The following is a 15,645-nucleotide window of genomic DNA, read 5'->3' as shown; positions in this document are numbered from 1 at the left end:
GTTGTGAAGAATAAATGGAAAATCAAACTTACGCCATTGTCGATTTAGAAACAACGGGTCATTCCTCACAACAAGGAGACCGAATTATTCAAATCGCCATCGTCTTGATGAAAGATTGGAAAGTAATTTCCACATACACTTCCTTTGTGAATCCTGGTAAGAAAATACCCTATTTCATTCAAGATTTAACGCATATTACAGATAAAGAAGTACATGATGCCCCTCCTTTTGAGAAGCAAGCACAACAAATCTATGAGCTTTTGCAAGATACTGTTTTTGTTGCTCATAATACGGATTTTGACTTGCCATTCTTACAAGCAGAGTTTAAACGAGCGGGTTTACCGAAATGGTTCGGAAAACATATGGATACTGTTGAATTATCGAAAATTCTTTTTCCAACTGCATATAGTTTTAAATTACAAGATATTACAATGGAATTAGGAATAAGGTTAGCACATGCTCATCGGGCTGATGATGATGCACTTGCGACAGCCTACTTATTAAAAGCTTGTTGGGAAGAGCTTCTGTCTCTTCCGCTAGTAACAATAGAGCAACTTCATCAGAGATCATTTCGCTTAAAATCAGATTTATCTCAGCTATTTTTAGATGCGATTCATATAAAAAGAAAACAACCAAATGATAGTGGAAGTCATTTATATTATCGTGATATTGCATTAAAACAACCTATGAAAATTGAAAAAACAGATAGTGAGAAGCTATACTATCCCTCATCTTTTCAAGAGAAAGAAAAATTATTTGAAGAAGCATTTAATACATTTGAAGTGCGCCCGGATCAATTTAAAATGATGGATGCAGTATGGCAAGCTCTTGTTACAAAGCAAGAAATAATGACAGAAGCTTCTACAGGGATTGGAAAGACACTTGCTTACCTAATCCCGTCTATCATTTTTGCTAAAAAGAATCATTGTACAGTGGGAATAAGTACGTATACATCTCATTTACTTGATCAATTATTACAAGAAGAGTTACCAAAGGCAGAAGCTGTTTTAAAAACCAAAGTTTCTACAGCTATTGTTAAAGGAATGGAACATTATGTAGATATCGATCGAATGTGTGATCTTTTGCAAGTAAAGGATGATTCTTACGATGAAAACTTTACGAAGATGCAAATGGTTGTCTGGCTACAAGGCACAGAAACAGGTGATCTTGGGGAAATTACCTTATCTGGAGGTGGACAATATTTTGTCGATAAAATCCGCCGAACTCAAACAACTTCTGAAACGCATCATAAGAGTGCATATGATTTTTATCTGCAAGCACTTTCTAATTGCAAGGATGCAGATTTAGTTGTTACAAATCATGCGATGGTATTAGCGGATTTAGGTAGGGAAGAGCCAATATTAGAGCATTTGAATGGCTGGATATTAGATGAAGGGCATCAATTCTTGCAAGCTGCAACATTAAGAGATGAGAAAATTTTCTCTTATACTCAATGGAAGTATCTAATTGGGCAAATAGGTTCAACTGAAACACATAAAATTGAGCATGCTTTTTATCTTTGTATGCAAGAAGAAGATAAAATTCCATTGCGCCAATTGTTGGCTCTTGAAATACAATTCCAAGACATAACAAAACTATTTGACCATGCAGTTCATGAGTTATTACATCAACTTCCATTGCAAAAGGGAAAGCATCGACAAAATAAGCAAAGTTTTTTACTAACAAACATCGAATTGACGCAACCTTTTGGTGTGGAATTTAGTCGTAAATTAACACACTGGCTAAATCTCGCAGAATCTATAACAACAACCTATTTGAGATATCCTGATGAATTGTCAATGAAGCAACAAGCAAATCTAGCGGATTGGCAATATCAGCTTCGAGAACTAAAAATACGTTTAGCAGAGTGGGATGCTATTTTCTTAAGACATCAAGAAAATGATACAGCTTGGTTAGAAATAGATACGAGAAGTATGCCGGGAAGTCTTCATATATTTAAAAGACCTGTTCGAGTAGAAGATTCAATTACGAATGTCTTGCAATCATTCCGTCAAAAGACTGGGATTGTCTGGACATCTGGTACATTGACAGTTCCTAATGACAGGCGTTTTATCGCTAATCAACTAGGGCTTTCAGAAAATGTACCTTTGTATCAATTTCAAGCTCCAAAATCGTATTATGACGGTGCAAGTGTATATATAGTGGATGATATGCCTGATATAAAGAAGGTAACACAGACAGCTTATATTGAATCAGTAGCAGAGGCCATTGTACAAACTGTTCTAGCAACTGAAGGCCGCTGTTTTGTATTATTTACGGCTCAAGATATGTTACGAAAGACGGTTGAACTTATTCAAGAAACCGGTACACTTGATGATTATATGCTTTTCGCTCAAGGAATGTCTTCAGGCAGTCGCATGCGCTTGTTGAAAATGTTCCAACGTTTTGAACACTCTGTGCTATTTGGGACAAATAGCTTCTGGGAAGGTGTAGATGTACCAGGAGATGCATTATCTGCAGTCATTGTTGTGCGATTGCCATTTTCATCACCAGAAGAGTCATTTTTTAAGGCGAAGGCAGAGCGAATGACAAGCCAAGGGTTGAATTCGTTTTATAAATTATCTTTACCAGAAGCCATTTTACGTTTCAAGCAAGGTTTCGGTAGATTAATACGTTCTTCACATGATAAAGGTGTATTTATTGTCCTTGATCGACGGATTGAAACGAAATCATATGGATCAGAATTTATTGAGGCTTTACCTGACATTCCAGTAAAAAAAGTGTCACTTGAACATATGGTCTTCGAATTAGAAGATTGGTATAATAAAGATTAAAAGCGGAACGCGCCCGTTAAGCTCCGACATGCGCTGGATGACCCAAAGCCGACCTCGAGAGGCTTCGGGCAAGTAAAGCTGGACAAGAGTAAAGCGGGAGTGGCTCGTTAGCATATTTAGCTACGTGATAAATGAAACATAAGGTGATATAATGAAAAACTGGATAAAGTTCTTTTCAATTTTTTTACTCATCCTGTCGTTATCACTGATCGTTATAGTAGGTTGGAAATCTTATTCACCATTTTACAGTGCGGAAAAGACTGCAAAAGAAGCTGTTTTACAAGATCATCAATTAAAAACAGTTACAGATACTTATGTGTATCATGGTAAAGATTCGTATGTAACGGTTATCGGTACAGATAGTAATGGAAAAAATAAAGCTGTTTTTGTTCCACAAGATCATAAAGAAAAGCCAACGGAAGTTTTGATGAAAGATGGTATTTCTAAAAAAGAAGCTCTTTCCGAAGCAACTAAAAATGGTGATGTAAAAAAAGTACTTCATACAAAATTAGGTCTAGAAAAGCCAGGTGTAGTATGGGAAATTACTTACCTTAACAAACAAGATAAACTCAATTATGTATACATCATGTTCGATAATGGACGCTGGTGGAAACGTATTTCGAATTTATAATATTTACAAGCATCACAACTGGATTATAAATACCTGCAATTGATAAAAATTTCTACGAAACTGAAATTCAAATCATTTCACACGAAATTTATGGAAAACTTGTATATAATGGTGTTATATACTTCTCAATTGCAGATACTTTTTACATAAGTACGCAGCAGTTGTAGAATTTTGCGGTATCCAAGAACCGTTGTGACAATGAGAAATTAACTATTGAAATTACTATTTCTATATTCAACAAAATAATTTTGAAATCTCATTGTAAAAAATAACTTGAATATACATTATTAGTCTTTCTAATAAATGTTTAAAATGCTGGAGGGTAACATGAAAAAAATTACAATTCAAGATATGTCAAAACATGTCGGCGAAACTGTAAAAATTGGCGCTTGGTTAGCAAATAAACGCTCAAGTGGTAAAATTGCATTCTTACAATTACGTGATGGATCAGGCTTTGTACAAGGCGTAGTAGTAAAAGCAAATGTATCGGAAGAAACTTTTGCTACTGCAAAATCAATTCATCAAGAAACTTCTTTATACATCATTGGTGAAGTGACAGAAGATACTCGTTCATCATTTGGTTATGAACTGCAAGTAAAAGAAATTGAAGTTATTTCTGAAGCACATGATTATCCAATTACACCTAAAGAACATGGTGTAGAATTCTTAATGGATAATCGTCATTTATGGTTACGTTCTAAAAAACAACATGCTAATATGGCTGTTCGTAACGAAATCATTCGTGCAACATATGAATTCTTTAACGATAATGGATTTAAAAAGGTGGACCCACCAATACTTACAGGTTCAGCTCCTGAAGGAACTTCTGAATTATTCCATACAAAATATTTTGATCAAGATGCATATCTTTCTCAATCTGGTCAACTTTATATGGAAGCGGCAGCGATGGCAATGGGAAAAGTATTCTCATTCGGTCCAACGTTCCGTGCTGAAAAATCAAAAACTCGTCGTCATTTAATTGAGTTCTGGATGATTGAACCAGAAATGGCGTTTGTTGAACATGATGAATCTCTTGAGATTCAAGAACAATATGTTTCATATATCGTGCAATCTGTTCTTAAAAACTGCAAACTAGAATTAGAATTACTTGGTCGTGATACTTCAAAACTTGAAAAAGTACAAGCACCATTCCCACGAATTTCTTATGATGATGCGATTGATTTATTACATGAAAAAGGATTTGACGATATCAAATGGGGCGATGACTTCGGAGCGCCACATGAAACAGCAATCGCTGAACATTTCGACAAACCAGTATTCATTACTTGTTATCCAGTAGGTATCAAACCATTCTACATGCAACTACATCCTGATCGCGACGATGTGGTCCTATGCGCAGATTTAATCGCTCCAGAAGGATATGGTGAAATTATTGGTGGTTCTGAACGTATTTGGGATTATGAGTTAATGAAACAACGTATTGCTCAATATGGACTAGATGAAGAAGCATATGCATGGTATCTTGACCTACGTAAATACGGTTCAGTACCTCACTCAGGCTTCGGTTTAGGTTTAGAACGTACTGTTGCTTGGATTACAGGCGCAGAACATGTACGCGAAACAATTCCATTCCCACGTCTATTGAATAGAATTTATCCATAAGTATAAATTCGAGACACAGTATATTTAAAACATCAACAAAACGCAAGAAGGATTGCTTAGGCGATTCTTCTTGTTCAATTTAAAATAAAGGGGAGTTCGACGATGATGAATGATGCAGATCGGCTCCAAACTTGGATTGAGCGGGGAAGTGTCAATATTTCTCAGCTTTTTTTTCAGTTTTATAAGGAGTTACAAATTTCAGATACTGAAGCCATGCTAATTATGCATTTGAATGCCTTTCATGAAGAAGGAAATGAATTCCCAACGCCTGCTAATATTGCACAGCGCATGAATTTGACTGAAGATATGATTTCATCTAGTATGCAACGTCTTATGCAGAAAGGTTTTATGGAAATTCATCAAAAGTTAGATGACCAAGGTGTACTTTATGAAGTCATAAACTTAATGCCAATATGGAGTAGGCTTATCGATTGTGTTTTTGCGAAAAGTGAAAATAATGAAAAAGAAACTTCAAAATTAAAGGAAGGACAATTATTTCAACTTTTTGAACAAGAATTCGGTCGTTTTTTATCACCAATGGAAAGTGAAATGATTTCGATGTGGCTAGATCAAGATAGACATTCTCCAGAAGTCATTCGTAAAGCATTGATGGAAGCGGTATTATCACAAAAGCTTAGTTTACGTTATATAGACCGAATTCTATTTGAATGGAAAAAAAATAACGTTAAAACACCTGAGGATGCAAATAAACTATCAAAGAATTTTCGTAAAAATACAATACAAAAAAATGTAATTCAACCTGAAAAAAAAGGAACAGAACAAATACCACCAGCGAGCAATGTCCCTTTTTACAACTGGTTAGATCGTAATAAGTAAAAGGAGGATTGTAAATGTTAACGAAAAAACAATGGGAATTCTGTTTAGAGGAAATGGAAAACATGTTTCCGGATGCACATTGTGAACTAATACATGACAATCCATTTGAATTGACAATTGCTACGTTACTATCAGCACAATGCACTGATGTATTAGTCAATAAAGTAACGGGTACATTATTTAAAAAATATAAAAAGCCTGAAGACTATTTAGCAGTTCCATTAGAGGAATTAGAACAAGATATCCGGTCAATTGGTCTATATAGAAGTAAGGCTAAAAACATCCAAAAACTTTGCCGACGATTACTAGATGAATATAATTGCGTAATCCCTAATTCACGTGAAGAATTGGTTACATTGCCTGGAGTAGGCCGAAAAACAGCCAATGTTGTACTTTCTGTTGCTTTTGGTCAGCCTGCTTTAGCAGTTGATACACATGTAGAACGTGTTACCAAGCGTTTAGGTTTATGCAAGTGGAAGGATAGCGTATTAGAAGTAGAACAAACAGTTATGAACAAAACACCAAAGGAAAATTGGTCTAAAACGCATCATCAATTAATTTTCTTTGGTCGTTATCACTGTAAAGCACAAAATCCAAACTGTAATGCATGTCCATTATTTGATATCTGTCGAGAAGGGCAAAAGAGAGCAAAGAAAGGTCTTGTAAACAGATGATTGAATGCAAGAAAGAGACTATTACAAAGGAAAGAGTAGAAGAGTGGATGGAAGAATGGGAATTGTTACGACAATCTATTCACAAATCTCATACTATTCGAGATGGTAAAGCGAAAGAAATCATGTTAAATGCTATTCAATTATATGTATCTTTTGTATTGAAAGCATCTAACCAGCAAGATGCATTAGTTGAAAATGAACAATATGAGATATTGCCAATAAATGCAATGGAAAGATTATCTTTTATTAAAGCACGTCCAGGGCAATATGCATGTTATCGCCAATTGGATGAATTGTATATTGAAACGAAAAAAAAATGTGCAAGATTGCGACTAAAACACTAAAAGGATGCCGGATATTTTTTGATAGAAAATGAAAGTATGTAAAAGTCGACCTGGACCTTTAAATATACTTCTATTTTTTTACAATAAATAAATGGCATCCTTTATACTATAAAAAAACGCGAGAGAATTTTCTCCCGCGTTTTTTTTATTGAGTTTGTGTTTGATTTTGGAACTGCTGATCAGGTGTAGTTTTCCTGTTCACACTATTCAAATCTGCTTTATTATTTCCGTTTCCGTTTCCGTTTCCGTTTCCATTTCCATTTCCATTTCCGTTCCCATTTCCGTTCCCGTTCCCGTTATTATTGTTAGAATTACCATTATCATTTGAGTTACCTTGATTTGGTTGGTCATTCGGGTTATTTTGGTCTGTATTTGTATCGCCGTTAGTATTGTCAGTATTCCCCTGATTGTTGCCATCTGTTGGTGTATTTGGATCTTGTGTTTGATCCGGAGACGTTGGAGTCTCTGGATCCGGTTTTGTTACATCAGGTTTAGGTGTTGATGCTTGAATTTGTATAGTTGTTGTTGCAGCACTACTTGTTTGGCCATCAGCAACTGCTACTACTGAGAATACATAAGTCTTCCCATCTTCTGCCCCATTATAGGTAAATGAATTATTAGATGTTTCAGTTAAAGCTTGAGAACCTCCGCCATCAACAGAAACTGAAACTTTGAATTTTGGCGACACATCTCCACTAGCATCATGAGACCAAGATAAATTAATAGCTTTAGATTGATCATCATAAGATGCTTTTAAACCAGTTGGTGCACTCAATTTTTGTGTATCCTTTTTCTCAACTTTAGGTGTATATGACACTGGTTGTTGACCTTTAACATATAATTCATTTCCTACGCGAACAACTGAACTTGGTTGTTGGAAATTAGGTGTTTGCGTATATGCTGAAATTTGTGACATAACGGTTCTAAATAATTGTTGAGGAAGAACACGTTCTGCACTTGTTGTAATTGGATTTTTGTAATCTGCATATCCACTCCAAACAGCAATCGAGTATTTGGATGTGTAACCAGCAAACCATGAATCTGGAACAGCTGATGCAGGCAGTCCATAATCATTAAATTGTTGTGTACTATAGTTAGTAGTACCAGTTTTACCTGCTACATCTAATCCAGGAATACCTGCAGCCGTACCTGAAGCGCCGTATTTAGAACTTACTACATCGCGCAACATATCTGTCACCATATAAGCTGTATAATCGCTCATTGCAGGTACAGGGTCTGGTGTGTAGGATTTAGCTGTTTTTCCATCACGATAGACAATTTTCTTAATAGCATGTGGTTTTGTATAAATACCATTATTACCAAATGCAGCATAAGCACCTGCCATTTCAATTGGAGATAGGGTAATTTTACCACCACCGATTGCATCAGATTCCGTAATGTTATTCGCATCAATACCAAGATTTTTTACAAATGCTTTCGCTTTATCCGGACCGACTTCTTTGAGCGTTTTAATAGCAGGGATATTACGAGAATTATATAACGCTTGTCGAATTGTAATTGTCCCTTTGTATTGATGGTCAAAGTTATTAATTTGTTGATCAGTACCTGTATAGGTCATTGGTTCATCCACAATTGTTTTACCTGTAGACCATTTTAGATTTTCAATTGCTGGGCCATAATCGATTAATGGTTTCATGGTAGAACCAGGTTGTCGATTAGTTAATGCTTCAGCATAGTTAAATCCACGTTCTGGACCGTAATTACGTCCACCACCAACTGCAGCAATTGCACCAGTTTGCGTATCAATAACAGAAAGACCTGCTTGTATATCTTTTGTAGGGAAGTTGGCAGCATTATTCATCGTATTTTCGACGATTTTTTGAGCAGTAGGATCTAATGTTGTATAAACATTAACACCTTCTTCTAATGCTTTCTCATCACCATTCTCCGCTAATTCTTTTAATACGACATCGATATATGCATCATATTTGGATGTAGAAGCGGTTTTTCGTTTGCTTTCAGGAAGAAGTCCTTTTTTAACATCCACTTTTTGTGCAGCTTCCATTTGTTCTTTTGTAATTTTTTTATGTTGGTACATTAAACCTAAAACAATATTACGGCGTTTTTCTGCACGTTCAGGATTTTTAAAAGGATTGTATGCGTTTGGTGCTTGTGGCATACCAGCTAAAAGTGCTTCTTCATCTAAGGTTAAGTCTTTTAAATCTTTACCATAGAAGTATTTTGCTGCAGTACCGAAACCATAAATACGACCAGACATTAAGACTTTGTTAAAGTACATTTCAAAAATTTCTTCTTTTGAATATTCACGTTCAAGCTGAACTGATAAATAAGCTTCTTGTGCCTTACGTTTTAATGTCTTCTCACCACTTAAAAATGAGTTCTTAATTACTTGTTGGGTTAATGTACTACCACCCTGTGCTCCAAATCCATATCGGAAGTTGGCTAAAACTGAGCCGCCTAAGCGAATAAAGTCTATCCCGTGGTGTTCGAAGAAACGAGAATCTTCTGTTGCGATAATAGCATCTACCATTCCTTTTGGTATATCTTCATAATTCACGTGCTCCCGTTGTTGATCACCCATTGTATAGAATACCTTCCCATTCGCATCATAGAATTTTGATGATACTGGGTCTTTTAATAATTCTTCATCTAATTTTGGTGCTTGTGCAGCATAAATTGCAAAAACAGTAGCACCTATTGCAAAAATTGCAATACCTAAAGCCAAAATGGCTATTATTATCTTTTTAAGCCAAGAACGTTTTGGTCCTTTGGGTTCTCTTGGTCCTTTTTTCTTTGTATGTCGTTTTCTTTGTTGTTCTTCTAGTTGCTTTCGTTGTTGCCGAGAATTAACTTGTTGATCCACAACATTCTCCTCACTTTCTCATAACTACGATCAAGTTATGGTAGCAATTGTGTGATTGCTTTTAAATAATCTAGTCTTGGGACATATGCAGGCTTAATCTCAATTGCCTGTCCCTCAAACTCACTTAGCGGAATAGACTTCCTTCCACCATTTAACATTCTATCCCATGCTGATAACAGCATTTCTAAAGGTACTACAAAATAGCGTTCAAGGGAAGAAAATCGCACTAACAAAAAACAGATTCCCTTCTGTTTAGCCGAAGACTCCATATGAGAGACCTGGTGAGGGTGAACATTTTTCAAAGGAAATGATGTTTTATTTTCTGTTTCTTTAGCATCGAAATCAATATAGTAACCTTTATATACACCATTGTAGTCGGTTGTAGATGGCGTTCGGAAATATGCCTCACGAATAACGGCAGCACTTCTTGATGGGTACTCCACTTTGACGATTTGTATTGGAACAGGTTTCTTATGAATTACTGCAATGTTCCGCTGTAGGTAAAATTCATTCGTTTCATCTATCTCTTCCTCTAGAGTTTTCCCACGATTACTATAAGATAAATCTTTCTTTTTCAAAAGATTTGTTTCTTGTTTTGATGTGGGCGTGTATTTTTTTCCATTGGGATATCGAATAGTCATAATAACACCTCATCTGCATTCTATAATACCATAAATCAATAGAGTTATTTGATGAGAAATAAGCTGAAAAATAAAACTATTATCGTCGAATATGCACTTGTTTTGTCCTCTACAAAGGAAATACTATTTCTACCTTGAAAAGTTATAGCAGGAGGCGATACATTATGCGAAATATAAACAAGCTAATTACTTTAATTGAAATGGTGGACGAACTTTTACAAAACAGAGTAAACCATGAAGAAGAAATGTATAACAAAACACTTGAAAAGAATATTACACATGTAGCAAACCGCCTTGATTTAATTGAACAACAAAAAGAATATTTGTTCGCTTTAAAGTAGTGAAATGATATCTTTTTTGATACACTAATACGTAAGAAGTAATTTGAAAATGGAGGTGTGTGTTATGCTACAAATTTTAACAGGTGAATTACTAGAAGAATGTAAGGAATGTTGGCACCGATTTTTGGAAATGAGAGAAACTGACACATCTCCTGATTTTTTTAATGCTGTAAAGCCTCATGCTGATTTGTACCACACAAAGCTTTTAACTTGGCAAACCGAAGTTGAAGCCTGGATAGATGCGAATAAGCCAAAGCATATGCATAAAATTCAAGTCCAAAATGCTGTAGAAGCAATGGATCAGTTTATAGTCCAATCATTTTATCAAAAAACGAGTAAAAAACGATTATTTCAATCGATTCAATCGGTTACATATACATTAGAAACATTGCAACGTATTATACAAAAGGATGAGTCAACTAATGAGTAAAAGAAAATCTATTGATGAATTACTGCAAGATTGGCAATCTAATCCTGAAATGCAAGACCGTGTTGAATACGTACATACGATTCCGGCTCAGCCACCTAAATTAGTCGATTTTCCAACTAATTTACATCCTTCTCTAATTAAAGCTTTACATAAAAGAGACATTGATCAACTGTACTCTCACCAAAGAGAAGCGTTTGAGTATGCTACAAATGGTCAATCATTTACGGCAGTTACACCAACTGCTTCTGGTAAATCACTTTGTTATCATTTGCCCGTTCTGCAAGCAATAATGGAAAATAGTGCGTCTAGAGCAATATATTTATTTCCTACAAAGGCATTAGCACAAGATCAAAAAAGCGATTTAAATAAGCTAATTGAGGATAGCGGAGAAGAAATTTTAAGCTATACATATGATGGAGATACTGCACCTGGGATTCGGCAAAAAGTTCGTAAAGCAGGTCATATAGTGATGACTAATCCAGATATGCTACATTCAGGAATACTGCCACATCATACAAAATGGGTTTCATTATTTGAAAATTTACAGTATATTGTCGTAGATGAACTGCATACGTATAAAGGAGTCTTTGGTTCACATGTGGCACATGTACTTAGACGCCTTCTGAGAATTTGTCATTTTTATGGTAGCCACCCAGTCTTTATCTGTACATCAGCTACGATAAAAAATCCAAAAGAATTAGCAGAAAACCTAACAAATACAAAACAACAATTAATCACTAATAACGGTGCACCAACCGGAAAGAAAACATTTCTATTTTATAATCCGCCAATAATCCACCCAACTTTTGGCATTAGAAGAAGTGCTATTTTAGAAGTACGTGACTTAGCAAGAGAGCTATATCATTCTAAAATCCAATCAATTATTTTTGCAAAAAGTAGAGTACGTGTTGAAATGCTCGTCACCTATATGAAATCACTTACTGCGAAGAAAATTCAGGATGAGACAATCCGTGGGTATCGAGGTGGCTATTTACCTTCTGAGCGTCGCGTTATTGAGAAAGGTTTACGAGATGGCACGATACAATGTGTTATTTCAACAAATGCGTTAGAATTGGGAGTTGATATTGGCCAATTGCAAGCATGTATCATGACGGGTTACCCAGGTAATATAGCAAGTGCATGGCAACAAGCAGGGCGCGCAGGTAGAAGACAAGATGATGCGTTGATTATTTACGTTGCACAGTCCACTGCATTAGATCAATATATTATCAAACATCCACAGTATCTATTTGAAAGTTCACCTGAAGAGGCAAGAGTATACCCAGAGAATATGTTAATTCTTATGGACCATTTAAAATGCGCCTCGTTTGAATTACCATTTCGGGTAGATGATAGTTATGCAGAATTTGAAGTACAAGATTTCTTAGAATATTTACAAGAAGAAGGCGTACTTTTAAAGACTTCAGATAAATGGCATTGGATGAGTGATAGTTTTCCAGCGCATGACATTAGTCTAAGATCAGCTTCTCAGGAAAATGTTGTAATCATTGATCAATCCATTCCAGCACATAGTAAAGTCATTGGTGAAATGGATCGCTATAGTGCATTAACATTACTACATGAAGAGGCTATTTATTTACATCAAGGGACTCAGTTCCAAGTGGAAAAATTAGATTGGGAAGAAAAAAAGGCATATGTTCGAGAAGTAGACGTTGATTATTTTACTGATGCCAATTTAGCAGTAGAATTAAAAGTCATTAGTGAAGATAAAAGTAGAACAATTGGACATGGAGAGGTGACGTTTGGAGATATCATGACACTCGCTACAGCTACCATTTTCAAGAAAATACGATTTGGGACACATGACAATATCGGGAGTGGACCAATCCATTTGCCACCAGAAGAACTTCATACAAGTGGAACATGGCTATCATTCGACCAACCTGAACATTGGAAGGAAGACGATTTAACAGGAGCAATGACAGGCGTTGCATATGCTATGAATAGTTTTATACCATTATTCATCCAAAGCGATCGCAGCGATGTTCATGTTGTGCCACAAGTGAAAGCAACACATTCAGAAAAGCCCACGTTTTTTGTATATGATCGCTATCCAGGGGGTATTGGATTGAGCGAACGTGTATATGATTTATGGGAAGATTTATTGCATCATGTATATGAGCATATTGTTAATTGCCCGTGTCAAAAAGGATGCCCCTCATGTATAGGTGCACAAGACTTAAATAGTGACGAAAAAAAACAAGTATTAACTTTTTTGAAATCAATTTTATTAGCAGAGTTGGATGATTAAATGTCATATGAAAATAAAATTCTTCAAATGAAGAAGATGCTAAAAAAGGTATCAAAAACTGAACAAGAGCAAAAAGAAGTGTTTAAAAAGCCCGTAGTGCCAGCATATGCAAAACAATGGGAAGAAGTAGGGTTGAAGAGAATTGACAACGATTATGGTACAGTTTTTTTACTTGAAAAGCATTATTCAGCTGAATATCAGCATGGAGATTTTCACTTAGGTGAACTGTATGATGCATTTCAACTATGGGAAAGTACGAATCATGATCATCCGATTGCCTTAACGGATGATGTCAATTTAATGTTTTATGATACAGAGACTACTGGTTTAAAAGGTGTTGGTACGCAGATCTTTTTGAACGGTATATTAGAAGCCGAACAAGATGGATTTGTATTAAAGCAATATGTATTAGCAGATCCTAGCCATGAAGTCGCGTTTTTATGGGAATCAAAACTTTGGAAGGAAAATAAAACTATCGTTACGTATAATGGTAAAAGTTTCGATTGGCCTCAGTTACAAACGCGCTTTACTTTGCATAAAAAGGATTTACCTAAGTTACCTGAGCAGAAGCAAATCGACCTGTTGCATGGTTCAAAACGAATATGGAAAAATGACTTATCCCGAATGAAACTGTCACAAGTAGAAGAGGAAAAACTTGGATTCCATCGTAAGGGAGATATACCAGGTTACCTTGCGCCTATTATCTATTTAGATGCAGTAAAAAGTGGCGACCCTAGAACATTGATGAAAGTTCTTGAGCACAATGAATATGATTTATTATCTTTAATCACCTTATACATTCAAGCAACAAAATTATTATGTGAAGGTATACAAGAAGAGTCTGCAACTACGTATACGAACATTGGAAAATGGTTTGGGGATTTATCTGATACTGCAAAAAGTGGGGAAATATTAGAAAAAGTAACACGTCAATATGATAGCAATGAGACAGGCTATGCATATTTTCATTTAGCGTTTCAACAAAAAAAGCAGCACGATTTTGAGCAGGCATATTATTCTTTTAATCAAGCAATTCCTTATATCGAAGAACGTCAGCGAATTATTGCTTATATAGAACTAGCTAAAATTGATGAACATCGTCATCAAAATTATGATCAGGCGCTTTTTTATTCGAAACAAGCATATCAACTGGTAAAAGACAGCTTATTATGGGAAAAAGATCAGAAACAAAGAAAGTTAAAAGAAATAGAAAAAAGATGTCTACGAAATGAAAAGAAAAAATTATTGCTTGGGAAATAGTAAATAATTTTACTGAACACTGGAAGCAACTACGATAAACTTTGGGGAAATGTGCTATAATTATAAGACCTACGTTTATATGGAAGGAAGATGGATATGGACATTAAATTATCAGCTAAAACGATTTTAGATAAAGATTTTAAAACAGGTATTAGAGGATATAGTCAAGATGAAGTAGATCAATTTTTAGATATCATCATACAAGACTATGAATCTTTTGAAAAAGTATTAGCAAAAAAACAAGAAGAAATAGAATTATTGAAAAATGAGTTAAAAACAGCACAATCACAAACAACAACATCATCATCTGAAGTAAGACGTCAAGTCCCATCTCCAGCTTATGCTAACAATACAAATTTTGATATTTTAAAACGTATTGCTAATTTAGAAAAGCATGTATTCGGCGACAAGCTTTATGACTAAAATATTTTTCACAATATTTTCACATTATAATTCAATGATAAAACGCTTGAAATAGAAAAACATTAGAGATATAATAGTCAAGTCATCATAAAAGAACAAGTAATCGCTGCAACGCTTGACGTTGTTGAGGAAAGTCCATGCTCGCACGGCTCTGAGATGATCGTAGTGTTCGTGCTTAGTGAATAAATAAGCTAAGGCAGTCTAAAGGCTGACGGCGGGAGGAAAACCTAAGTCCTTTTGGGATATGGTTGAAACTCTCTGAAAGTGCCACAGTGACGAAGCTGTTGCGGAAACGTAACAGGTGGAACGAGGTAAACCCCACGAGTGAGCAACCCAAATTATGGTAGGGGCGTTCTCCTGAAGGAAATGAATGGATGGAGAGACGGAAGTATTTATACTTTCGTAGATAGATGATTACTACCCAGTCGTACAAGGCGTAAGCCGTTATAGTACTTGGGCACAAAACATGGCTTATGGTCTTTTAATGATGCTAAACATGAATAGTCAGGCTCTCCAGAAACTGGAGAGC

13 protein-coding genes and 1 other RNA gene are annotated in these 15,645 nt (G+C 35.5%); 12 read left to right on the top strand and 2 right to left on the bottom strand.

The genetic code is table 11. The features are described 5' to 3' along the window. Nucleotides 1–14: 14 nt before the first annotated feature. The 6 genes from dinG (at nucleotide 15) to ACIQ4I_RS04920 (ending at nucleotide 6,904) form a co-directional block, all read left to right on the top strand. Nucleotides 15–2,795 (top strand): ATP-dependent DNA helicase DinG, encoded by a 2,781-nt coding sequence (gene dinG / locus ACIQ4I_RS04945; RefSeq protein WP_403093509.1) that lies wholly within the window; start codon nucleotides 15–17, stop codon nucleotides 2,793–2,795. Nucleotides 2,796–2,946: 151 nt separating this feature from the next. Continuing rightward, a complete protein-coding gene (locus tag ACIQ4I_RS04940) occupies nucleotides 2,947–3,426 on the top strand; it encodes a cell wall elongation regulator TseB-like domain-containing protein (protein ID WP_403093507.1) in 480 nt (159 codons plus the stop codon). Between the two features lie 327 nt (nucleotides 3,427–3,753). Continuing rightward, a complete protein-coding gene (asnS, locus tag ACIQ4I_RS04935; protein ID WP_403093504.1) occupies nucleotides 3,754–5,049 on the top strand; it encodes an asparagine--tRNA ligase in 1,296 nt (431 codons plus the stop codon). A 102-nt stretch (nucleotides 5,050–5,151) separates the two neighbouring features. Beyond that, the gene (locus ACIQ4I_RS04930) at nucleotides 5,152–5,886 is read left to right on the top strand and encodes a DnaD domain protein (RefSeq protein WP_403093501.1); all 735 of its coding nucleotides are present in this window, start codon (nucleotides 5,152–5,154) and stop codon (nucleotides 5,884–5,886) included. A gap of 14 nt (nucleotides 5,887–5,900) precedes the next feature. Next, nucleotides 5,901–6,560, top strand: a complete 660-nt coding sequence (nth, locus tag ACIQ4I_RS04925; RefSeq protein WP_403093500.1) for an endonuclease III — start codon at nucleotides 5,901–5,903, stop codon at nucleotides 6,558–6,560. Further along, complete coding sequence (locus tag ACIQ4I_RS04920) at nucleotides 6,557–6,904, top strand: YpoC family protein (RefSeq protein ID WP_403093497.1); 348 nt, start codon at nucleotides 6,557–6,559, stop codon at nucleotides 6,902–6,904. Before nth ends, ACIQ4I_RS04920 begins: the two co-directional genes overlap by 4 nt. Nucleotides 6,905–7,049: 145 nt before the next feature. On the opposite strand, the gene ACIQ4I_RS04915 is transcribed toward ACIQ4I_RS04920, so the two are convergent. Together ACIQ4I_RS04915 and recU are read right to left on the bottom strand one after the other, a co-directional pair. Next, the gene (locus tag ACIQ4I_RS04915) at nucleotides 7,050–9,749 is read right to left on the bottom strand and encodes a PBP1A family penicillin-binding protein (RefSeq protein WP_403093495.1); all 2,700 of its coding nucleotides are present in this window, start codon (nucleotides 9,747–9,749) and stop codon (nucleotides 7,050–7,052) included. Nucleotides 9,750–9,784: 35 nt separating this feature from the next. After that, nucleotides 9,785–10,390: a Holliday junction resolvase RecU gene (gene recU / locus ACIQ4I_RS04910; RefSeq protein ID WP_403093492.1), complete on the bottom strand. Its 606-nt coding sequence runs from the start codon at nucleotides 10,388–10,390 to the stop codon at nucleotides 9,785–9,787. A 164-nt stretch (nucleotides 10,391–10,554) separates the two neighbouring features. Between recU and ACIQ4I_RS04905 the strand changes: the two genes are divergently transcribed. From ACIQ4I_RS04905 to rnpB, 6 genes are all read left to right on the top strand, one after another. Next, a complete protein-coding gene (locus tag ACIQ4I_RS04905; protein ID WP_403093489.1) occupies nucleotides 10,555–10,731 on the top strand; it encodes a hypothetical protein in 177 nt (58 codons plus the stop codon). 64 nt (nucleotides 10,732–10,795) lie between these two features. Then, nucleotides 10,796–11,161: a YppE family protein gene (locus tag ACIQ4I_RS04900; protein ID WP_403093486.1), complete on the top strand. Its 366-nt coding sequence runs from the start codon at nucleotides 10,796–10,798 to the stop codon at nucleotides 11,159–11,161. Then, the gene (locus ACIQ4I_RS04895) at nucleotides 11,154–13,433 is read left to right on the top strand and encodes a DEAD/DEAH box helicase (protein ID WP_403093483.1); all 2,280 of its coding nucleotides are present in this window, start codon (nucleotides 11,154–11,156) and stop codon (nucleotides 13,431–13,433) included. Before ACIQ4I_RS04900 ends, ACIQ4I_RS04895 begins: the two co-directional genes overlap by 8 nt. Next, complete coding sequence (locus tag ACIQ4I_RS04890) at nucleotides 13,434–14,693, top strand: ribonuclease H-like domain-containing protein (RefSeq protein WP_403093481.1); 1,260 nt, start codon at nucleotides 13,434–13,436, stop codon at nucleotides 14,691–14,693. A gap of 90 nt (nucleotides 14,694–14,783) precedes the next feature. After that, complete coding sequence (gpsB, locus tag ACIQ4I_RS04885; RefSeq protein ID WP_403093479.1) at nucleotides 14,784–15,116, top strand: cell division regulator GpsB; 333 nt, start codon at nucleotides 14,784–14,786, stop codon at nucleotides 15,114–15,116. Nucleotides 15,117–15,207: 91 nt separating this feature from the next. Next, nucleotides 15,208–15,595: RNase P RNA component class B (gene rnpB, locus ACIQ4I_RS04880), an RNA gene on the top strand. Nucleotides 15,596–15,645: the final 50 nt, after the last annotated feature.

This window comes from Rummeliibacillus sp. NPDC094406, from assembly GCF_044763875.1.
Lineage (GTDB): Bacteria > Bacillota > Bacilli > Bacillales_A > Planococcaceae > Rummeliibacillus.
Note: the sequence above shows the minus strand (reverse complement) of the source record. Positions and strands in the feature narration are given on the sequence as shown.

What these genes read in the sequence shown, in the direction of transcription:
- dinG (WP_403093509.1), top strand. Translation starts at nt 15, where the DNA reads ATGGAAAATCAAACTTACGCCATTGTCGATTTAGAAACAACGGGTCAT.
- ACIQ4I_RS04940 (WP_403093507.1), top strand. Translation starts at nt 2,947, where the DNA reads ATGAAAAACTGGATAAAGTTCTTTTCAATTTTTTTACTCATCCTGTCG.
- asnS (WP_403093504.1), top strand. Translation starts at nt 3,754, where the DNA reads ATGAAAAAAATTACAATTCAAGATATGTCAAAACATGTCGGCGAAACT.
- ACIQ4I_RS04930 (WP_403093501.1), top strand. Translation starts at nt 5,152, where the DNA reads ATGATGAATGATGCAGATCGGCTCCAAACTTGGATTGAGCGGGGAAGT.
- nth (WP_403093500.1), top strand. Translation starts at nt 5,901, where the DNA reads ATGTTAACGAAAAAACAATGGGAATTCTGTTTAGAGGAAATGGAAAAC.
- ACIQ4I_RS04920 (WP_403093497.1), top strand. Translation starts at nt 6,557, where the DNA reads ATGATTGAATGCAAGAAAGAGACTATTACAAAGGAAAGAGTAGAAGAG.
- recU (WP_403093492.1), bottom strand. Translation starts at nt 10,390, where the DNA reads ATGACTATTCGATATCCCAATGGAAAAAAATACACGCCCACATCAAAA.
- ACIQ4I_RS04905 (WP_403093489.1), top strand. Translation starts at nt 10,555, where the DNA reads ATGCGAAATATAAACAAGCTAATTACTTTAATTGAAATGGTGGACGAA.
- ACIQ4I_RS04900 (WP_403093486.1), top strand. Translation starts at nt 10,796, where the DNA reads ATGCTACAAATTTTAACAGGTGAATTACTAGAAGAATGTAAGGAATGT.
- ACIQ4I_RS04895 (WP_403093483.1), top strand. Translation starts at nt 11,154, where the DNA reads ATGAGTAAAAGAAAATCTATTGATGAATTACTGCAAGATTGGCAATCT.
- ACIQ4I_RS04890 (WP_403093481.1), top strand. Translation starts at nt 13,434, where the DNA reads ATGTCATATGAAAATAAAATTCTTCAAATGAAGAAGATGCTAAAAAAG.
- gpsB (WP_403093479.1), top strand. Translation starts at nt 14,784, where the DNA reads ATGGATATGGACATTAAATTATCAGCTAAAACGATTTTAGATAAAGAT.